The organism is Rugamonas fusca, from assembly GCF_014042365.1.
GTDB lineage: Bacteria > Pseudomonadota > Gammaproteobacteria > Burkholderiales > Burkholderiaceae_D > Rugamonas > Rugamonas fusca.
Genome location: NZ_JACEZS010000006.1, coordinates 85,825 through 105,219 on the forward strand (window position 1 = coordinate 85,825; position 19,395 = coordinate 105,219).

Here is a 19,395-nt window from a genome sequence, read left to right on the forward strand (position 1 = left end):
TATGGTTGGCAGGAAATCAATGTGACCCTCAGTCTGCCTGTAATTGGCCAGCTTGGGAAGGGCGAAAAAAAGGGAAGCACGCGGCTTCCCTTTTCGCATGGAGCCGGCGGGGCACGCCCCGCGCGGCTCACTTCGCTTGCATCAGCGGCGGGTGTCGATTTGCACCAGCGGCTCGTCCACTTGCGGTGGCAGCGGCTTGCGCTCGCGTGGCACGCGCACGGGGGCCACCACCTTGGCGGCGGCTTCCTGGGCGGCGCGCAGCTTGGCCGGGTCCGTCGCTGCCAGGGTCAGACCGGCGGAGCCGAGCACGGCTTGCAGATCGATAGGCGCGGCGGGGGCAGCGGCCACAGGGGCAGGGGCGGCGACCGGGGCGGCGGGGGCGACAGGCGCGGCAACCACGGCTTCGGCGGCTGGGGCGGCGACGATGGCTTCGGCCGGCGCGGCCGGTGCCACTGCCGCAGGCGCCGTCACTTCGACCGCGGTGGCGGCAGCCACTTCGGCCACGTCGGCGGCGACGGGCGCGGCAGCCTCGGCCTCGACCTCGACAGCGACGGCGGCTTCCACCACGGCGGCCGGTGCGGCAGCTGCCGGAACCACTTCAGCCACTGGCGCGGCGGCCGGTGCGGCTTCGACCACAGGCGTGGCTTGCGCCACTGGTGCTGCGGTTTCCACCACGGCTGCCTCTGGCGCTGCCGGCTCGGCTGCAGCCGGTGCGGCGGCTTGCACGGCAGGCGCGGTGTCTGCCACTGGCGCTGCGGTGGTGGCCGCCTCAGCGGTCACTTCCGGTGCCACGGTGAAGGTGACGACAGGTGCCTCACCTTCATTGGCGCCCGCTTCCATGCCTTCGCCCGCTTCGCGTTCGCGGCGGTTGCGGTTGCGGCCGCCACGACGGCGGCGGCGGCGCGGCTCTTCGCCTTCCACCGCGTCCACTTCCTCACCTTCGGGACCGGTCTGCGGTGCCGTTTTCAGGATGGCCGTCGCTTCCACGACGGGGCCGGTGCCCGCTGCCACAGGGGCGGCGGCGGCCGTCAGCGCCAATTCCTCGGCTTTCGCTTCCGTTACCTGTGGCTTCTCGCCGCGTGGCTCACGCGGTGGACGCGGTGGACGCTCGGCGCGCTCGCCACGTTCGCCGCGCTCGCGCTGGCCTTCGGCAGCCTGGTTTTCGCGTGGCTCACGGCCTTCGCGCGGTGGACGTGGTGGACGGGCCGGGCGGCCGTTGTCGGTTGCCTTGGCGCCTTCCTCCTGGCCAGGACGGGCGCCTGGTTCGCGCTCGTCGCGCTCGCGGGCGCCGGGCTTGCCGTTACGGCTGCGGCCGCGCGGGCCACGGGCGTTGCGCTCGCCGCGGTCGGTCGGCACGGGCTTGACGACGATGGTCGGGGCCACGGGCATGACGGGGGCTGCGGGCTTGGCGCGGAAGAAGCTCAACAGTTTCTCGAAGAAACCGGGTTCGGCCACGGGCTGGGCTGGCGCGGCGGCCTTTACCGGCTCGGCCGGCTTGGCGGTGCGCTCGACCATCGGCGCTGGTTGCTCCGGAGTGATGGTCTTGACCACGGCTTCCTGGCGGGGCTTGGCTTCTTCCTTCTGGCGCTTGCTGTAGGCCATGTCGGTTTCAGCCTGCTCGGCCAGCGTGTAGCTGGCCTGGCTGTCTTCCAGGCGCGGGTCGTCGTGCTTGATGCGCTCGAGCTTGTAGTGCGGGGTGTCGAGGTGCTTGTTGGGGATCAGGATCACGGCGATGCGGTGACGGTTCTCGATCTTCAGCACTTCGCCGCGCTTTTCGTTGAGCAGGAAGGCTGCCACGTCCACCGGCACTTGCACGTGGATGGTGGCCGAGTTTTCCTTCATGGCCTCTTCCTGGATGATGCGCAGCACTTGCAGGGCCGACGATTCCGTATCGCGGATGTGGCCGGTACCGGAGCAGCGCGGGCACGTCACGTGCGAGCCTTCCGACAGCGAAGGGCGCAGGCGCTGGCGCGACAGTTCCATCAGGCCGAAGCGCGAGATCTTGCCCATCTGCACGCGTGCACGGTCGTGGTGCAGCGCGTCCTTCAGGCGCTGTTCCACTTCGCGCTGGTTCTTGGCCACTTCCATGTCGATGAAGTCGATCACGATCAGGCCGCCCAGGTCGCGCAGGCGCAACTGGCGCGCCACTTCCTCGGCCGCTTCGCAGTTGGTGTTGAAGGCCGTCGTCTCGATGTCGGAGCCGCGGGTGGCGCGCGCCGAGTTGACGTCCACCGACACCAGCGCTTCCGTGTGGTCGATCACGATGGCGCCGCCCGAGGGCAGCGGCACGGTGCGCGAGTAGGCCGTCTCGATCTGGTGTTCGATCTGGAAGCGCGAGAACAGGGGCACGTCGTCGCTGTAGCGTTTCACGCGGTGCACCATGTCGGGCATCACGTGGCTCATGAACTGGTGGGCTTGCTCGTAGATCTCGTCGGTGTCGATCAGGATTTCACCGATGTCGGGCTGGAAGTAATCGCGGATGGCGCGGATCACCAGCGACGATTCCTGGTAGATCAGGAACGCGCCCGAGGCCGACTTGCCGGCCCCTTCGATGGCGCGCCACAGTTGCATCAGGTAATTCAAGTCCCACTGCAGCTCTTCCACGTTGCGGCCGATGCCGGCCGTGCGGGCGATCACGGACATGCCTGGCGGCAAGTCCAGCTTGTCCATGGTTTCGCGCAGTTCCTGGCGTTCCTCGCCTTCGACGCGGCGCGACACGCCGCCGCCGCGCGGGTTGTTGGGCATCAACACCAGGTAGCGGCCGGCCAGCGACACGAACGAGGTCAGGGCCGCGCCCTTGTTGCCGCGCTCTTCCTTCTCGACCTGCACCATGATTTCCTGGCCTTCGCGCAGGGCTTCCTTGACGGAAGCGTTGCGCACGTCCACCCCTTCGCGGAAGTAGGTACGGGCCACTTCCTTGAACGGCAGGAAACCGTGGCGGTCTTCGCCGTAGCTGACGAAGCACGCTTCCAGCGACGGTTCGATGCGGGTGATCACGCCTTTGTAGATGTTGGACTTGCGTTGCTCACGTCCGGCCGTCTCGATGTCGATGTCGATCAGTTTCTGACCGTCAACGATGGCGACACGCAGCTCCTCTTGTTGCGTAGCATTAAACAACATGCGTTTCATTTTTATTAACTCCGCGACCCTATGGGCCATCTCAATGCTGTTCCGTGGAACAGCGAAGCTACAGGGATATACGCGAGAATTAACATGGTTGCGGTGGGTATGCCCTGGGGGGCGGCGCAGCAACGTGGGTTGCGGCCGCCACTGGGCGCATGAAGTCGATCGACATGCCGAGTACCCGCGTCACCTGCGATTCTTCCATGCGGCCCGCGTGGGCGGGGGGCAGAGAACGCAGGCGGTGGGCAGCGTCGATGAGCCAGATCCTGGCCTTGCTTACATGACAAGTACTACAACTTCATTAGGCTTGTGTCAGCCTTCCGTCATTAGCTTGCTACTAAGCATGGGGTCTGGCGAAAACGGCAAGCGTTATCAACTTCATTAACCAGCGAGCATAACTCTTGATCATGCTTGCCGGCGTTATCCTTACTATCCAACCATCCTAATTCAGCACTCTTGCGCGCCATCCGATTACAACGACGGTGCAACCTTGATCCGCGCAGGGGTGGTGCATATACATTTTTTCCTCTGAATTTGCAATTTGGCGAGGCCAGTGGAGACGCCCCTGTGTAAAATGTGCTTTTATTTCTTACACTTGCAGCAGCTAGAACCGCCGCTAAATGATTATATATTCAAAATGAAGGACTTAGAGAGATTTTCTGGGAAGACAGAGCAAATGAAGATGCAAAACGATGTTGTTCCCCCTTCAACACAGGTTCCGCCGCAAGCACAATTCGTCACAATCACTGAAGAAGAGGCCGGTCAGCGCATCGATAACTACCTGTTGCGTGTATGCAAAGGCGTGCCGAAAAGCCATATCTATCGCATCCTGCGCTCCGGGGAAGTGCGGGTCAACAAGGGCCGCATCGATCAATTGTACCGATTGGTACAGGGTGATATCGTGCGCATCCCGCCGGTGCGGGTGGCCGACAAGGCCGACACCAGTGTGGTGCCGGCCGCCGAGTTCGACATCATCTACGAAGACAGCCAGTTGCTGGTGATCGACAAGCCGGCCGGCGTGGCCGTGCATGGCGGCTCGGGCGTGTCGTTCGGCGTGATCGAGCAGTTGCGGGCCGCCCGTCCGCAAGCGAAATTCCTGGAGCTGGTGCACCGGCTGGACCGCGACACGTCCGGCTTGTTGTTGCTGGCCAAGAAACGTTCGGCCTTGACCAACCTGCACGAGCAAATGCGCGAAGGCCACACGGACAAACGTTACCTGACCCTGGTGGCCGGTGACTGGAAGAACGCGCGCCAGCACGTGAAGTTGCCATTGCATAAGTACACGACGGCCGAAGGCGAACGCCGGGTGGCCGTGCAGGCCGACGGCTTGCCGTCGCACACGGTGTTCACCTTGTTGCGTAAATTCAAGGATTTCGCGCTGCTGGAGGCCGAGCTGAAAACGGGGCGTACCCACCAGATCCGCGTTCATCTGGCATCGTCGGGCTTCGCGATTGCAGGTGACGATAAGTACGGCGATTTCGCGCTCAACCGCGCCTTGCTGAAAGCCGACGCCACGCGCGGCGCACTCAAGCGCATGTTCCTGCACGCCCATCAGATCACGTTTACCCATCCAGAAACTGGCAAATTGTTAACATTAAATGCGCCATTGGCCGCCGAATGCGAGCGTTTCTTGTTAAGCTTGGGTAAACCGCTTAACGCATCAACCTAATATAAAGTCGGGCACGGCCATCCGCCGCCGCCGGGCATGGAATCAAGGAGCCGGCAGCGACCGCCGCCGGGAGACATGGCAAGAAAGCAATTTGACTTAATCGTATTCGATTGGGATGGCACGCTGATGGATTCCACATCGGCGATCGTAAAATGCATACAGGCGGCGGCCAAGGATCTCGGCTTGCCGATTCCCAAGGACGACGCGGCCGCGCACGTGATCGGCCTGGGCCTGTCCGAAGCGATGCAGGCGGCCATGCCCGGCATCGATCCCAAATACTACCCGCGCCTGGTGGAGCGCTACCGCTACCATTACCTGTCGCGCGACCACGAGCTGACCCTGTTCAAGGGCGCGCGCGACATGCTCGAGGAATTGTCGCAGCAGGCGTATTTCCTGGCCGTGGCCACCGGCAAGAGCCGGGTCGGCCTGAACCGGGCCCTGAACGATGCCGGCCTGCTGTCCATGTTCGACGCCACGCGTTGCGCAGACGAAACATTTTCCAAGCCCCATCCGGCCATGTTGCAGGAACTGACGCGCGAGCTGGGCCAGGACATGAAGCGCACGGTGATGATAGGCGACACCACCCACGACTTGCTGATGGCCAACAACGCGGGGGCGGCGGCCATCGCCGTCCAGTATGGCGCCCATCCGGTCGACCAGCTGGCCGCCTGCCAGCCGCTGTTCTCGGCCGCCTCCGTGGCCGAGCTGCACCATTGGCTCAACGAGCACGCCTGATCATGAGCGACGTCAGCACTTCCAGCGCGCCGGAGATCCTGGTGTGCGCGGCCGACGCCGTGCTTGAAGGCGGCAAGGGCGTGCGCTTCCCCGTCACGGCCGGGGGCGAGGATGGCACCGGCTTCGTGGTGCGCTACCATGGCACCGTGTATGGCTATCTGAACCGCTGTGCCCACGTGCCCATCGAGCTGGACTGGGCTGAAGGCGAGTTCTTCGAATCCAGTGGCCTGTACCTGATGTGTTCCACGCACGGCGCCATCTATGTCCCCGAAAGCGGCTTTTGCGCCGGCGGGCCGTGCCGGGGCGGCCGGCTGCGGCCCATCCGCGTGGTCGAGCGCGACCAGCACATCTATTGGCAACCTGACGATTATGTGCGCCCGGCCCGTGCCTGAGCCGCTGTCATTTCCCACCCAACGACTTTCATCTGGCAGCAACCATGAGCGAAAACACAAGCGATAGCGCGTCCGAACGCGCGCCCATCCCGCCGGCGGCGCCGGCCAAGCCGGCCGCCGCGCCCACCACCTGGGAACGGGACGTGCTGGAAAAGCTGGTGTTCGCCACGTTGAAGGAGCAGCGTGCGCACCGCCGCTGGGGCATTTTCTTCAAGTTCCTGTTCCTGCTGGTGGTGCTGGTGGGGCTGGCCGCGTATTTCGATTTCAGCTGGCCCGGCGATGGCGAGGCGCTGGGCCGCCACACGGCCCTGATCGAGATCGATGGCGAGATCGACAGTGAAGGCAGTGGTTCGGCCGCCGTCGTGATCCCGGCCCTGAACAAGGCGTTTTCCGACAGCGGCTCGGTGGCCGTCGTCCTGCACATCAACAGTCCCGGCGGCAGTCCGGTGCAGGCCGGCATGATCGTCGATGAGATCCGGCGCCTGCGCAAGGGCTATCCGGACAAGCCGCTGTACGTGGTGGTCGATGAGATCTGCGCCTCGGGTGGCTATTACATCGCGTCGGCGGCCGACCGCATTTACGTGGACAAGGCGTCCATCGTCGGTTCGATCGGGGTCTTGATGGATGGCTTCGGCTTCACGGGCATCATGGAAAAGGCGGGCGTGGAGCGGCGCCTGCTGACGGCCGGCGAGAACAAGGGCTTCATGGACCCGTTCAGCCCGCTGACGGAAAAACACCGGCAGTACGCCCAGGCCATGTTGAACGAAATCCACCAGCAATTCATCCAGGTGGTGCGCGCCGGCCGCGGCAAGCGCCTGAAGGAAACGCCGGACATGTTCTCCGGCCTGTTCTGGAGTGGTGCGCGGGCCATCGACATGGGCCTGGCCGACGGCCTGGGCACGGTCGACAGCGTGGCGCGCGACATCGTCAAGGCTGAGGACATCATCGACTATACCCAGCATGAAGGCTTGCCGGAGCGGGTGCTGAAGAAATTTGGGGCGGCCATGGGGGCCGGCGCCGTCAAGTCCGTCTATGCCGGCGCGCGTCCGCTGCTCCATTGAGTGCAGTGGCCGGACGATTAACATTATTAATCCGCTCTGGAATGGCCTTGTATATCGCTCACCTTGGTCTATAGTGGTGTTGTAGTTCTTTCCGAGGGAGTCCAGATTAACAGTTCAGATTGTGATCAGCACTGTCTTGCCAAGCAGTTGATGGAACTACTGAACCGCATCGCGGATGCGGAGTAGAGAGAATTTCAATTCCTCGTCAATAGTCCCGCAATGGGGCTGAGAACAGCGGCGCAATGCCGCTGTTTTCATTGGTGGCGCCAGTGGCGCCGCTTCCGGTGCCGGTTCCCGTTCTTGCGCCGCGAATCCGCCCGCTTCGAGCCACGCGTTGAACTGGCGCTGCAAGGCCGCGTGCCATTGGGCCTGGGGGCCGGGATGGAGTGTGGCGGCCGTCTTCAGGGCGGACGCCGTCTCACCGCTGCGCCAGCGTGACAGCGCCAGCGCCGTGCGGTGCGCGGCGGCCGCCTCGGCAGCCGCACGCCGGTGCGGATCGTCGGCCATGTCCTGGTCACCGTGGTGGGGGGGGGGGCGGGGGGGGGCGTTTTTTAGCATGGTGCTTCCTTTTGCGGACAGCCGCTCCGTTCTGACAACCTCTTCCGTTATTCCCAATCGTTGGTAGGCCGATTCCTAATGAAGTTTCAGTGTATCAACGGCAAACGGGGGCTTATTGATTTGCATCAATGAAGTGCGGGGTGGGCGGCCAGTCGGGCCGGCGGGGCGCTCGCCTTCACGCTCGCGGCGCCATCTGTTAAAGTCTCGCCATGAGTAAATTATCCCTAGACCGCATCCTGCAATCGCAGGGTTTTGGTACCCGTAAGTATTGCCGCTCCCTCATCGAGGACGGCGAAGTGAGCATCGCCGGCCAGGTGCAGGACAACTACCGCACCACGGTCGAGACGGACGGCCTGGTGCTGACCGTGTTCGACGAGCAGTGGGTGGTCCGCGAACACGTGTACATCGCGCTCAACAAGCCGGCCAATTTCGAATGTTCGCGCAAGCCCAGCCACCATCCGGGCGTGCTGACCCTGCTGCCCGAACAGTTCACGTGGCGCGAAGTGCAGCCCGTGGGCCGGCTCGACCATGACACCACGGGCATGTTGCTGATGTCGGACGACGGTCCGTTCATCCACGCCCAGTCCTCGCCCAAGCGCCATGTGCCCAAGGTCTACCAGGCCACCACCCAGGACCCGGTGACGCCGGAACTGGTGGCGCAGTTACTGGCCGGCGTGCAGTTGCATGACGAGCCGGCGCCGCTGGCCGCCCTCGTGTGCGAACAGCGCGGCGAGCACCAGCTGGAAATCGTGCTGGAGCAGGGCAAGTATCACCAGGTCAAGCGCATGCTGGCGGCCGCCGGCAACCATTGCAGCGCGCTGCACCGTTCGGCCATCGGCACCCTGCAGCTCGCTACGCTGGGCATCGCCGAGGGCGAATGGTGCTACCTGACGCCTGAACAGCTGGCCTTGCTGGCTCCCGTATAAGCGACCACTACGCCGTGCGCGCCGCCGCCGCGCGGGGCGCACGCATCCTATTGCACGCACCGCCATGAAACTTGCCACCCTTAAAGACGGCACCCGCGACGGCCAGCTGGCCGTCGTCGCGCGCGACCTGAAAACGGCCCAGCTGGCCGACGGCATCGCGCCCACCCTGCAGCGCGCCCTCGATGACTGGACCTTCATCGCCCCCCAGTTGCAGCAGCTGTACCAGGACTTGAGCAATGGACGGGGCCGCCGCACGTTCGCGTTCGACCCGGCGCAGTGCATGGCGCCGCTGCCGCGCGCCTACCAGTGGGCCGATGGTTCGGCCTACGTCAACCACGTGGAGCTGGTGCGCAAGGCGCGCGGCGCTGAACTGCCCGCCTCGTTCTGGGAGGAGCCGCTGATGTACCAGGGTGGCAGCGATGATTTCCTCGGTCCGTGCGACGATATCGCGCTGTTCCATGAGGAATGGGGCATCGATTTCGAAGCGGAAGTGGCCGTGATCACCGACGATATCGCCATGGGGGCGACGCCCGACCAGGCCTACCAGCAAATCCGGCTGCTGGCGCTGGTCAACGACGTGTCGCTGCGCAACCTGATTCCCGATGAACTGGCCAAGGGTTTCGGCTTCCTGCAGAGCAAGCCGGCCACCAGCTTCTCGCCCGTGGCCGTCACGCCCGACGAGCTGGACGACGCCTGGAAGGGCGGCAAGGTGCACCTGCCGCTGCGCTCGACGTGGAACGGCAAGCTGGTGGGCCAGCCCCATGCCGGCGTCGACATGATCTTCAACTTTCCCCAGTTGCTGGCCCACCTGGCCAAGTCACGCAATATCCGGGCCGGCAGTATCGTCGGCTCCGGCACCGTGTCGAACAAGGATAGCAAGCGCGGCTATTCCTGCATCGCCGAGCAGCGTTGCCTGGAAACCATCGCCGGTGGCGCGCCTGTCACGCCGTTCATGGCGTTTGGCGACACCATCCGTATCGAGATGCTCAACGGCGACGGCAAATCCATCTTCGGCGCCATCGAGCAGACCGTGACCCGGGCCGGCGCCTGAGCCCCGGCCTCAGTCCAGCGACGCCAGGATGGTGGCGGCCAGCCGGGCCGCGTAGCGGCGCAGTTCGGGCACGGCCGTCGCTTCCCAGTGGTCAGCCTTGAGCCAGGGGCCGATGTAATACAGGGTGGACGATGGCTGGCCGGCCGCGTCGAGCACGGCGCAATCCGGCGCCACGCGCACGCCCAGGCCCAAGGTGTCGGCCTGTAACATCCCTTGCGCCAGCAACTGGTCCACCAGCGCGCTGGCGGTGGCGCGCGGGCTGGAGCAGGGCCCGGTGCAGTTGATGACGGCCGCCACCCGTAATGTCGTCTCCGCCGTCGCGCCGCGTGGCTTCAGCACCACCTCGACCTGGCTGCCATCGTCGGTCATGGCGCGCACCCGGGCCGCCTGGATGCGCACCGTGCCGTTGGCGATGGCGGCGGCGAAGCGCTGGTGCACTTGCGGCGCCAGCCGGTGGCGATGGCTGTCCCAGTAGGGCTGCACATGGCGCAGGAAGCGGCGCCGTTCGCGCTCCGGCCACGCTTGCCAGATGGCGGCCGTGTGCGGGCGCAATGAGGCCAGCGCGTCGCGCCAGTCGCGCCCGTGGGCGAGTCCGGCCGCCACGTGGCGGCGCAACGCGCGCAACTGGGCCCGCACGGTGGTGGCCCCGCCCCAGATGGCCAGCGGCCCGGCGCCGGCCGGCGGCATGGCGTGGGATAGGCGGTGGTGCTGGGGCAGCAGGCCGCGGCGCGAGATGGCCACGATGGGGCGGCCGGGATCGTCGTTGAGCAGGCTCATGCAGATGTCGACGGCCGTCAGTCCCGTGCCCAGCAACAGGACCGGGGCGCCCGGCGGCAGCCGCGCCAGCCAGTCCGGCGTCCACGGGTCGCGCACGTAGCGCGCACTGTTGTAGAAGCCCATGTCGGCCAGCGGCGGGTGGGCGGACGGGAAATGCCCGAACGCGAGGATGACCCGGTCGGCGCGCAAGGTGCGGCCGTCGGCCAGCGTGGCCAGCAGGCCGGCCGGGCCGGCGCTGGCCTGCAGTTGCGTCACCTCGCCGGTCAGGTGGTCAAGCCGGGCCGCGCCGGCTGGGCTGCGCTCTGCCTGCGTCAGCAAGTGTTCGAGGTAGTCGCCATAGCGGCGGCGCGACACGAACGTGGCCGCGGCCGTCGCCGCGTCGCGGGCGCGGCAGTAGTCGAGGAAGTGTTCGGGCGCGTCGTCGAAGGCGCTCATGTTGCCGGCCGGTACGTTCAGCGTATGGTCGGGGCTATGGGTGCCATAAGCCAGGCCACGGGCCATGCGGCCGCCGCGATTGAGCAGGATCACGCGCAGGGGCCGCCCTCGGGCCTGACGCAGCAGTTGCACGGCGGTGATGGCGCCTGAAAAGCCAGCGCCGATGATGAGGACGGTGGCCGTCATGGCCGGGCGGCCGCCTTGGCGGGCCAGGTGAGGCGGAACGGTGAAATGGGCATGTCGGCGAGGTGAGTTCGAAGTTGCAATATTGTAAGGGGTGTCGCATGGGGATGGCGTTTCCGGTGGATGAATTGCAGGGACTTTCCCGCGTTGTTCGTGAAATAGCCATACGGCAATATCGCCTATGATGGCTAGCGTATCCACAGGAGCAGGCGATGGCTGAAGAAAGCGACGCAGAAAAGACCGAACCGGCGTCAGCGAAGCGCCTCGAGCAGGCGCGAGAAGAAGGCGACGTTCCCCGATCGCGGGAAGTGGCGACGTTCACCGTGCTGATGGTGGCCGGCGCCGGCCTGTGGCTGACCGGTTCCTCGCTGGTGCGCCAGCTGCGTTCGGCCATGGTGTCGGGCCTGGCGCTGGACCAGGAACAGATTTTCCACGCCGACGTGCTGTTGACCCGCATCGGCATGGACGTGGGCCGCGTGCTGCTGGCCTGTTTGCCATTGGGCCTGGCCGTGATGGTGGTGGCGCTGGCTTCGCCGCTGCTGGTGGGGGGCTGGCTGTTCAGCGGTAAGGCCATCACCCCCAACTTCGGCAAGCTCAACCCGCTCAAGGGGCTGGGCAACCTGGTGTCGGCCAACGCGCTGGTGGAGCTGCTCAAGGCCATCGCCAAGACGCTGGTGGTGGGCCTGGTGGCGTGGCTGGTGGTGATGAAGCAAAAGGATGCCGTGCTGGGCCTGGCCGTGGAGCCGCTCAAGCTCGGCAGCGTGCATTTGCTGGACATGATCGCCATGAGTTTCCTGTTCATCGTCGGCGCGCTGGGCCTGATCGCGGCCGTCGATGGTCCGTACCAGATGTGGCACTACGCCAACAAGCTCAAGATGACGCGCCAGGAAATGATCCAGGAGTCCAAGGAATCCGACGGCAATCCCCAGATCAAGGCCAAGATCCGCCAGATGCAGCGCGAGATGGCCAAGCGCCGCATGATGGCCGACGTGCCGACGGCCGACGTGGTGGTGACCAACCCGACCCACTACGCCGTGGCGCTGAAATACGCCGACGGTTCGCGCGGTGCGCCGCGCGTGGTGGCCAAGGGCACGGACGAGGTGGCGGCCAAGATCCGCGAGATCGCCAGGGAAAACAAGGTCGCCATCCTGGAAGCGCCGCCGCTGGCCCGTGCGCTGCACAAGCACACGGAAATCGGCGACGAGATCCCCGAGGCGCTGTACGCGGCCGTGGCTGAAGTGCTGGCCTATGTGTTCCAGTTGCGCATGTTCAGCAAGCAGGGCGGTCACCGTCCCGACACCCCGACCAGGCTGGACGTGCCACCTGAACTGGACCCGCTCAACCCCGCCTACGCCGGCCGTGGCAAGCTTAACGATACGAATAACGGAGCACCCGCATGAATGCCCTGAGCAACCTGAAACTGCCTGCCTGGATGCAGGGCCTGGCCAAAGGCGCCAACAAGAGCCTGGCCGCGCCCATCCTGATCGTCATGCTGCTGGCGATGATGGTGCTGCCGCTGCCGGCCTTCGTGCTCGACCTGTTCTTCAGCTTCAATATCGCGCTGGCCATCATCGTGCTGCTGACCAGCCTGTACACGGTCAAGCCGCTGGACTTCATGGCCTTTCCCACCATCCTGCTGGTGTCGACCATGCTGCGCCTGTCGCTGAACGTGGCCTCGACCCGCGTGGTGCTGACGGAAGGCCACACGGGCGCGGACGCGGCCGGCAAGGTGATCGAAGCGTTCGGCCACTTCCTGATCGGTGGCAACTACGCGGTCGGTATCGTCGTGTTCGTCATCCTCACCATCATCAACTTCACCGTCGTCACCAAGGGCGCGGGCCGTATCGCCGAGGTGGGCGCCCGCTTCGCACTGGACGCCATGCCCGGCAAGCAGATGGCGATCGACGCCGACCTCAACGCCGGCCTGATCGGCGAAGCGGAAGCGCGCAAGCGCCGCAGCGAAGTGGCGCAGGAAGCGGAATTTTACGGCGCCATGGACGGTGCCAGTAAGTATGTGCGCGGCGACGCCGTGGCCGGCATCCTGGTGACGGTCATCAACGTGGTGGGCGGCTTGCTGGTGGGCTTATTACAGCACGATATGTCGTTCGCCGACGCGATCAAGAACTACACGCTGCTGGCCATCGGTGACGGCCTGGTGGCACAGATTCCCTCGCTGGTCATTTCGACGGCGGCCGGTATCGTCGTCTCGCGCGTGGCCAGCGAGCAGGACATTGGCGGCCAGGTGATCGGCCAGCTGTTCGCCAAGCCCCAGGTGCTGTACATCACGGGCGCCATCATCGGCGGCATGGGCCTGATTCCGGGCATGCCCAACCTGGTGTTCCTGCTGTTGTCCAGCATCCTGGTCGGCGCCGGCTGGCTGCTGACGCGGCGCGCCAGCAGCGCCGCCACGGCCGCCGAGGCCGCGCCGGAGGCGCCGCCGCCGGCCGCGCCCGAGCAGGAAGAGGCGACCTGGCAGGACATCATGCCGGTCGACACGCTGGGCCTGGAAGTGGGCTACCGCCTGATTCCGCTGGTCGACAAGACCCAGGGCGGCGAGTTGCTCAAGCGCATCAAGGGTATCCGCAAGAAGTTCGCGCAGGAAGTCGGTTTCCTGGCGCCACCGGTGCATATCCGCGACAACCTGGAACTGAAGCCATCGGCCTACCGCATCACGCTCAAGGGCGTGGAAGTGGGCACGGGCGAAGCGTTCAACGGCCAGTTCCTGGCCATCAATCCGGGCATGGCCAGCGGCACCTTGCCGGGCCTGGTGACCACCGATCCCGCGTTCGGCCTGCCGGCCACCTGGATCGACGCCGGCCTGCGCGACCAGGCCCAGACCATGGGCTACACGGTGGTCGACGCCGGCACGGTGGTGGCCACCCACCTGAACCACCTGATCACCACCCATGCGTCGGAACTGCTGGGCCGGGCCGAGGTGCAAGCCTTGCTCGATCACCTGGGCAAGGACGCGCCCAAGCTGGTGGAGGACCTGGTGCCGAAGATGGTGTCGCTGTCGACCTTGCAGAAAGTATTGCAGAACCTGCTCGTCGAAGGCGTGCACATCCGCGACATGCGCACCATCATCGAGACGCTGGCCGAGCACACCGTGCACACGCAAGACCCGAACGACTTGACGGCGCTGGTGCGCATCGCGCTGGGCCGGGCCATCGTACAGCAACTGTTCCCCGGTGCCGGCGAACTGTCCGTGATGACGCTCGATAACCGCCTGGAGCGCTTGCTGATGCAGGCGTTGTCGGCCAGCGGCCCGGATGGCGCCGGCATCGAGCCGGGCCTGGCTGACACCATCGCCCAGCAGGCACAGGCGGCCGCCACCCAGCAGGAAGCGCTGGGATTGACGCCGGTGCTGCTGGTGCCGGGGCCGTTGCGCGCCTTGCTGTCGCGTTTCCTGCGCCGCGCCTTGCCGCAGCTGAAAGTGCTGTCGCATGCGGAGATTCCGGAAACCAAGACCATCCGCGTGACGTCGCTGGTGGGCGGCCAGCCGGCCTGATGCAGCACCGTCCCCCGCGCGGTCCCTTGCGCGCGCGCACGGGGCCGCGCCGCAGCCAGCCTAGACTGGGCCCATGGCCCCCACTCAGGACGACTACGACACGCCATGGAAAGACGCAGTCACGCGCTATTTTCCGGCCTTCATGGCGTTCTTCTTCCCACAAGCCCACCGGCAAATCGACTGGCGGCGGCCGCACGATTTTCTGGATCAGGAATTGGCGCAACTGGCGCGCGACGGCGAACTGGGCAAACGGCTGGCCGACCGGCTGGTGCGGGTCTACACGCATGACGGCGGCCAGCGGTGGGTGCTGATCCACCTCGAGGTGCAGGGCAGGCGAGAGCGTGCGTTCGCGGAGCGGATATTTTCCTATCATTACCGCACTTACGACCGCTTCCGCCGTCCCGTCGCCAGCCTGGTGCTGCTGACCGACGACAGTCCGCGCTGGCGGCCCCATCGCTTCTGCTACCAGCTATTCGGTTGCCAGATACAGCTGGACTTCAGCGTGGTCAAACTGAGCGATTACGCGCCACGGATCGAGCAGTTGCTCAGGCAATCGAATCCGTTCGGACTGGTGGCGGCGGCCCATTTGCTCACGCGCCAAACCCGCGGCGACGCGGCGCGCCGCCATGCAGCCAAATGGCGGCTGACGCGCTTGCTGTATGCGCGGGATTGGGACAAACAACGTATCATAGACTTGTACGTGTTGATCGACTGGGTGATGCGCCTGCCTCCCGAACTGGAGCTGGTCTTGTGGCGCGACATTCAAACGCTGGAAAGGGAGCAGGCCATGCGATATGTGAGTTCGGTTGAGAGAATAGGCATGGAGAAGGGGCGCGAGGAAGGCTTGCGGGAAGGACGGCAGGAGGGGCGGCAGGAAGGGCGGCAGGAAGGGCGGCAGGAAGGGCGGCAGGAAGGGCGGCAGGAAGGGCGCTCGGAATTGCTCGCCTTGCTCATCGAAACCCGTTTCGGCAGCGTGCCGCCCGCCATCCGCGCGCGCCTCGCCGCCGCTGATACCGGGGAGCTCGACGCTTGGGCCAGGAAACTGTTCAGCGCCACCAGCCTGGACGAGGTATTTGGCGGGGCCTGACCACATCACTGGCCACTGGCCATCCTGCTGCGCGCCCATCGTCGCGCGGGCAACGCTGAAATACGGCCCATTTCCACCCCTGTTCATCGGATCGTTTCCTTGGTGCATCGTCAATAATGACACTGTCAGAGCAAAGGCGCCTCATGTCGAAGGCGCGGCGCTCAAGTAACAGGAGTCGATGATGATGGCCAAACCACTTTCCCAACCACGCGCTGCCCTTGCCCAGGGGAGCCGGCCATGAACGTCAAGAAATTCACCGCGCCCACCTCGCGCGAGGCGCTGCGCAAGGTGCGCGAGGCGCTCGGCCCCGACGCCGTGATCCTGTCCAACCGCCAGGCTGATGGCGAGGTGGAGATCCTGGCGCTGGCCAATGACGACGCCGCCTCGCTGGCCTCGCCCGCGCCGCAATCGCCGATGGCCGCACCGCGTCCGCAGCTGGAGCTGCCGCCGGCCGCGCCGGCGCCCATGATGCCGGCGCAACCGGCGCGCCGCGTGGTGGCCTCGCCTTCGTCCTACGCCTCGGCCACGGCCGCCGCCGCCGCCCCGTCCCAGCCGCGCGCCGCCGCGCTCGACATGGAACGCATTTCGGAAATGGTGGCCGCCGCCGTCGCCAGCGCCAAGCAGAACGCGGCCGCCGAAATGAGTGGCATGATGAACGAGATCCGCGCCATGCGCGGCATGATGGAAACCCAGTTGGCCGAGATCGCCTGGGGCTCGACCCAGCAGCGCGAACCGCACAAGGCGGCCGTGCTGCGCGAGATGCTGGCGGCCGGCTTCTCGGCCAGCCTGGCGCGTTACCTGATCGAAAAGCTGCCGGCCAGCCGCGACGCGGCCGACAGCATGCGCTGGATTAAGACCGTGTTGACCCGTAACCTGAGCACCATGGCCAACGAGGACGCGCTGATCGCCCAGGGCGGCGTGTTCGCGCTGGTGGGCCCCACCGGCGTGGGCAAGACCACCAGCACGGCCAAGCTGGCCGCGCGTTGCGTGATGCGCCATGGCGCCGACAAGCTGGCCCTGATCACGACGGACGCCTACCGTATCGGCGCCCACGAGCAACTGCGCATCTACGGCAAGATCCTCGGCGTGATGGTGCACTCGGTGAAGGACGAAGCCGACCTGCGCATCGCCCTGAAGGAATTGAAGAACAAGCATACGGTGCTGATCGACACGGTGGGCGTGAGCCAGCGCGACCAGATGGTGACGGAGCAGGTGGCCATGCTGCAAGGCGCGGGCGCTGACGTCAAGCGCGTGCTGTGCCTGAACGCCACGGCCACCCAGGAAACCTTGAATGAAGTGGTGCGCGCCTACCAGGGCAGCGGCCTGGCCGGCTGCATCATGACCAAGCTCGACGAGGCGGCCGCCATCGGCAACGTGCTCGACGTGGTGATCCGCCAGAAACTGAACCTGTTCTACGTCTCCAACGGCCAGCGCGTGCCGGAAGACCTGCACCTGGCCGACCCGGCCTGGCTGATCGACCGCGCCTTCAAGCTCAAACGCGACGCCATCCCCGGCCAGTACCTGGACGCGGAATTGCCGCTGCTGATGTCCAACGCCGGCGCCGACGGCTCGCTGCGCGAGGTGCACCTTGGCTAACTTCGATTTCGACCAGGCCGAAGGCCTGCGCCGGATGCTGGCCGGCCCCACGCCACGCATCGTCACCTTCCTGTCGGCCACGCCGCAGGACGACAAGGCCGCCATGCTGGTCAACCTGGGCGCCTCGCTGGCCCGGGCCGGCAACGACGTGCTGCTGATGGATGCCTGCGCCAGTGCCCATGGCGTGGCCTCGCGCCTGGGACTGGACGGCGGCGCCAGCCTGCTCGATGTGGCGCGCCAGGAGTGCGCCCTGAACCAGGTGCTGTACGAGGCGCCGCAAGGCTTCACGGTGGCCTCGATGACGCGCGGCGAAGCGCGCCGCGGCCCGGACGAGGCACGCCGGCTGGCCAAGGCCTTCGACGTGCTGGTCAGGCAAAAAGACATGGTGATCGTCGATGGCGAATGCGACGGTGGCGCCTTCCCCGTGCCCGTCATGGCCAGCGCCGAGATCGTGGTGCAAGTGTCCAACAACGCCCGCTCGATCACGGCCGCCTACGCCATGATCAAGCGCCTGAACCATGAACTGGGCCGGCGTCCGTTCGGAATTCTCGTCACCGGGGCTTCCGAAACGGAAGCAAAGGTGGTATACGATAACATGGCGCAAGCGGCGAGCCGTTACCTGGCGGTCAACCTGGTTTCCATGGGCTCGGTGCCGGCCGACGAATACCTGCAGCGGGCTGCGCGCCTGGGGCGGGCCGTGGTCGACGCCTTCCCGCTGGCCGGCGCCTCGGTCGCGTTTCGTCAACTGGCGCGGCGGTTTGCGCTGGCCGGCTCGCCTTCCATCCGCGCGGGGAGCCATAACCATATCAGCGCCTAACGAATAACAAGAATTTATGTACACGGTCAAAGGGAAACCGAGCAAAGACAGCTTGCTGACGGAGCACATGCCGTTGGTCAAGCGCCTGGCCCATCAGATGAAGGCCAAGCTGCCGCCCAGCGTGGAGGTGGACGACCTGGTCCAGGCCGGCATGATAGGCTTGCTCGACGCCATCACCCGTTATGAGGAAACCCATGGCGCCCAGTTCGAAACCTATGCCGTGCTGCGCATCCGTGGCGCCATGCTCGACGAGTTGCGCAACAGCGACTGGCTGCCCCGTTCCATGCGCCAGAACATGCGCAAGATTGAAACGGCCATGAGCACGTTGCAGCAGCGCCTGGGCCACCCGCCCACGGAATCGGAAGTGGCCAAGATGCTCAAGATGTCGCTGGCCGACTACCAGGAAATGCTGTCCGACGGTGGCGGCCACCAGCTGGTCTACTACGAGGATTTCCACGACGACGATGGCAACGACAGCTTCCTCGACCGCTATTGCTCGGACGAGGACAGCGATCCGCTGCGTTCGCTGCTCGACGGCGACTTCCGCCAGGCCGTGATCGACGCCATCGACGCCTTGCCGCCGCGCGAGAAGATCCTGATGGGCCTGTACTACGAAGAGGAATTGAACTTGAAGGAAATCGGCGCCGTCATGGGCGTATCGGAATCGCGCGTGTCGCAGTTGCACACGCAAGCCGTCGCGCGGCTGCGCGCCACCTTACGGGAGCGGTCTTGGACTGGGCCAGCGTAGCCGGGGTGTTGCTGGCGCTGGCCGGCATCCTCGTCGGCCAGGGGCTGGAAGGGGGCAAGCTGGGGTCTTTGGTCCAGCCGGCCGCGTTCGCCATCGTCATCGTCGGCACCTTCGGCGCCGTGCTGCTGCAGACCCGGCCGCCCACGTTCTGGCGCGGGCTGCGCATGCTGCGCCTGGTGTTCTCGCCGCCGCCGGACAACCGCGCCGCCCTGGCGCGCGAGATCAACGCCTGGAACCTGGCGGCGCGGCGCGATGGCTTGCTGGCGCTGGAGCGCTACATGCTCGCCTCCAAGGACAAATTCAACGCCAAGGGCTTGCGCCTGATCGTGGACGGCATCGCGCCCGACAAGCTGCGCCACATCCTGGACACGGAAATCACGGCCTACGAGACGGAGCAGCGGCAAGCCGTGCGGATCTGGGAATCGGCGGCCGGCTATGCGCCCACCATCGGCATCCTGGGCGCCGTGCTGGGCCTGATCCACGTGATGGAAAACCTGACCGACCCCAGCAAGCTCGGTTCGGGCATCGCCGTCGCCTTCGTCTCCACCATCTACGGCGTGGGGCTGGCCAACCTGTTCCTGTACCCGGTGGCCAACAAGCTCAAGGCCATCGTCACCCAGGCCGTGCACCAGCAGGAGATCGCGGCGGCCGTGTTCCACGACATCGCCACCGGCGACCATACGCGCGTGATCGACGAGCGCGTGGCCACGCTGCTGCGGGAACACTGAC

General features: G+C 65.8%; 16 protein-coding genes. 13 read left to right on the plus strand and 3 right to left on the minus strand.

Annotated elements, in window-relative coordinates; translation table 11 throughout:
* Positions 1 to 141 precede the first annotated feature (141 nt).
* Positions 142 to 3,129, minus strand: a complete 2,988-nt coding sequence (locus H3H36_RS08995; RefSeq protein WP_182216462.1) for an Rne/Rng family ribonuclease — start codon at positions 3,127 to 3,129, stop codon at positions 142 to 144.
* Positions 3,130 to 3,799: 670 nt separating this feature from the next.
* Here H3H36_RS08995 and H3H36_RS09000 point away from each other — a divergent pair.
* From H3H36_RS09000 to H3H36_RS09015, 4 genes are all read left to right on the plus strand, one after another.
* A complete protein-coding gene (locus H3H36_RS09000) occupies positions 3,800 to 4,792 on the plus strand; it encodes an RluA family pseudouridine synthase (RefSeq protein WP_182216732.1) in 993 nt (330 codons plus the stop codon).
* Positions 4,793 to 4,867: 75 nt separating this feature from the next.
* Entirely contained in the window at positions 4,868 to 5,527 is a 660-nt protein-coding gene (locus H3H36_RS09005) for an HAD-IIIA family hydrolase (RefSeq protein ID WP_182163549.1), read from the plus strand.
* 2 nt (positions 5,528 to 5,529) lie between these two features.
* Positions 5,530 to 5,919 (plus strand): Rieske (2Fe-2S) protein, encoded by a 390-nt coding sequence (locus H3H36_RS09010; RefSeq protein WP_182216464.1) that lies wholly within the window; start codon positions 5,530 to 5,532, stop codon positions 5,917 to 5,919.
* A 44-nt stretch (positions 5,920 to 5,963) separates the two neighbouring features.
* The gene (locus H3H36_RS09015; protein WP_182216466.1) at positions 5,964 to 6,980 is read left to right on the plus strand and encodes a S49 family peptidase; all 1,017 of its coding nucleotides are present in this window, start codon (positions 5,964 to 5,966) and stop codon (positions 6,978 to 6,980) included.
* Between the two features lie 156 nt (positions 6,981 to 7,136).
* Here the strand turns inward: H3H36_RS09015 and H3H36_RS09020 are convergent, their stop codons facing one another.
* On the minus strand, positions 7,137 to 7,487 hold the full coding sequence (locus H3H36_RS09020) for a hypothetical protein (RefSeq protein ID WP_229219825.1): 351 nt from the start codon (positions 7,485 to 7,487) through the stop codon (positions 7,137 to 7,139).
* A 260-nt stretch (positions 7,488 to 7,747) separates the two neighbouring features.
* Between H3H36_RS09020 and H3H36_RS09025 the strand changes: the two genes are divergently transcribed.
* Together H3H36_RS09025 and H3H36_RS09030 are read left to right on the plus strand one after the other, a co-directional pair.
* On the plus strand, positions 7,748 to 8,464 hold the full coding sequence (locus tag H3H36_RS09025) for a pseudouridine synthase (RefSeq protein WP_182216469.1): 717 nt from the start codon (positions 7,748 to 7,750) through the stop codon (positions 8,462 to 8,464).
* Between the two features lie 64 nt (positions 8,465 to 8,528).
* Entirely contained in the window at positions 8,529 to 9,515 is a 987-nt protein-coding gene (locus H3H36_RS09030) for a fumarylacetoacetate hydrolase family protein (RefSeq protein WP_182216472.1), read from the plus strand.
* Between the two features lie 9 nt (positions 9,516 to 9,524).
* Here H3H36_RS09030 and H3H36_RS09035 read toward each other — a convergent pair whose 3' ends face one another.
* Positions 9,525 to 10,913, minus strand: coding sequence for an FAD/NAD(P)-binding protein (locus tag H3H36_RS09035; RefSeq protein WP_182216474.1), 1,389 nt, complete (start codon positions 10,911 to 10,913; stop codon positions 9,525 to 9,527).
* Between the two features lie 209 nt (positions 10,914 to 11,122).
* Between H3H36_RS09035 and flhB the strand changes: the two genes are divergently transcribed.
* The 7 genes from flhB (at position 11,123) to H3H36_RS09070 (ending at position 19,394) form a co-directional block, all read left to right on the plus strand.
* Entirely contained in the window at positions 11,123 to 12,310 is a 1,188-nt protein-coding gene (gene flhB / locus H3H36_RS09040; RefSeq protein ID WP_182216476.1) for a flagellar biosynthesis protein FlhB, read from the plus strand.
* On the plus strand, positions 12,307 to 14,418 hold the full coding sequence (gene flhA / locus H3H36_RS09045) for a flagellar biosynthesis protein FlhA (protein ID WP_311196613.1): 2,112 nt from the start codon (positions 12,307 to 12,309) through the stop codon (positions 14,416 to 14,418). The genes flhB and flhA overlap by 4 nt, the downstream gene beginning before the upstream one ends.
* A gap of 73 nt (positions 14,419 to 14,491) precedes the next feature.
* On the plus strand, positions 14,492 to 15,505 hold the full coding sequence (locus H3H36_RS09050; RefSeq protein WP_182216479.1) for a DUF4351 domain-containing protein: 1,014 nt from the start codon (positions 14,492 to 14,494) through the stop codon (positions 15,503 to 15,505).
* A gap of 237 nt (positions 15,506 to 15,742) precedes the next feature.
* Positions 15,743 to 17,101, plus strand: a complete 1,359-nt coding sequence (gene flhF, locus H3H36_RS09055) for a flagellar biosynthesis GTPase FlhF (RefSeq protein WP_182216482.1) — start codon at positions 15,743 to 15,745, stop codon at positions 17,099 to 17,101.
* Positions 17,094 to 17,918: a MinD/ParA family ATP-binding protein gene (locus H3H36_RS09060; RefSeq protein WP_182216485.1), complete on the plus strand. Its 825-nt coding sequence runs from the start codon at positions 17,094 to 17,096 to the stop codon at positions 17,916 to 17,918. Before flhF ends, H3H36_RS09060 begins: the two co-directional genes overlap by 8 nt.
* 16 nt (positions 17,919 to 17,934) lie before the next feature.
* Complete coding sequence (locus H3H36_RS09065; protein WP_182216487.1) at positions 17,935 to 18,666, plus strand: RNA polymerase sigma factor FliA; 732 nt, start codon at positions 17,935 to 17,937, stop codon at positions 18,664 to 18,666.
* Complete coding sequence (locus H3H36_RS09070) at positions 18,648 to 19,394, plus strand: flagellar motor protein (RefSeq protein WP_182216490.1); 747 nt, start codon at positions 18,648 to 18,650, stop codon at positions 19,392 to 19,394. The genes H3H36_RS09065 and H3H36_RS09070 overlap by 19 nt, the downstream gene beginning before the upstream one ends.
* Position 19,395: the final 1 nt, after the last annotated feature.

Excerpts from the sequence above, each read along its gene's own strand:
- H3H36_RS08995 (WP_182216462.1), bottom strand. The coding sequence starts at position 3,129 with ATGAAACGCATGTTGTTTAATGCTACGCAACAAGAGGAGCTGCGTGTC.
- H3H36_RS09000 (WP_182216732.1), top strand. The coding sequence starts at position 3,800 with ATGAAGATGCAAAACGATGTTGTTCCCCCTTCAACACAGGTTCCGCCG.
- H3H36_RS09005 (WP_182163549.1), top strand. The coding sequence starts at position 4,868 with ATGGCAAGAAAGCAATTTGACTTAATCGTATTCGATTGGGATGGCACG.
- H3H36_RS09010 (WP_182216464.1), top strand. The coding sequence starts at position 5,530 with ATGAGCGACGTCAGCACTTCCAGCGCGCCGGAGATCCTGGTGTGCGCG.
- H3H36_RS09015 (WP_182216466.1), top strand. The coding sequence starts at position 5,964 with ATGAGCGAAAACACAAGCGATAGCGCGTCCGAACGCGCGCCCATCCCG.
- H3H36_RS09020 (WP_229219825.1), bottom strand. The coding sequence starts at position 7,487 with ATGGCCGACGATCCGCACCGGCGTGCGGCTGCCGAGGCGGCCGCCGCG.
- H3H36_RS09025 (WP_182216469.1), top strand. The coding sequence starts at position 7,748 with ATGAGTAAATTATCCCTAGACCGCATCCTGCAATCGCAGGGTTTTGGT.
- H3H36_RS09030 (WP_182216472.1), top strand. The coding sequence starts at position 8,529 with ATGAAACTTGCCACCCTTAAAGACGGCACCCGCGACGGCCAGCTGGCC.
- H3H36_RS09035 (WP_182216474.1), bottom strand. The coding sequence starts at position 10,913 with ATGACGGCCACCGTCCTCATCATCGGCGCTGGCTTTTCAGGCGCCATC.
- flhB (WP_182216476.1), top strand. The coding sequence starts at position 11,123 with ATGGCTGAAGAAAGCGACGCAGAAAAGACCGAACCGGCGTCAGCGAAG.
- flhA (WP_311196613.1), top strand. The coding sequence starts at position 12,307 with ATGAATGCCCTGAGCAACCTGAAACTGCCTGCCTGGATGCAGGGCCTG.
- H3H36_RS09050 (WP_182216479.1), top strand. The coding sequence starts at position 14,492 with ATGGCCCCCACTCAGGACGACTACGACACGCCATGGAAAGACGCAGTC.
- flhF (WP_182216482.1), top strand. The coding sequence starts at position 15,743 with ATGAACGTCAAGAAATTCACCGCGCCCACCTCGCGCGAGGCGCTGCGC.
- H3H36_RS09065 (WP_182216487.1), top strand. The coding sequence starts at position 17,935 with ATGTACACGGTCAAAGGGAAACCGAGCAAAGACAGCTTGCTGACGGAG.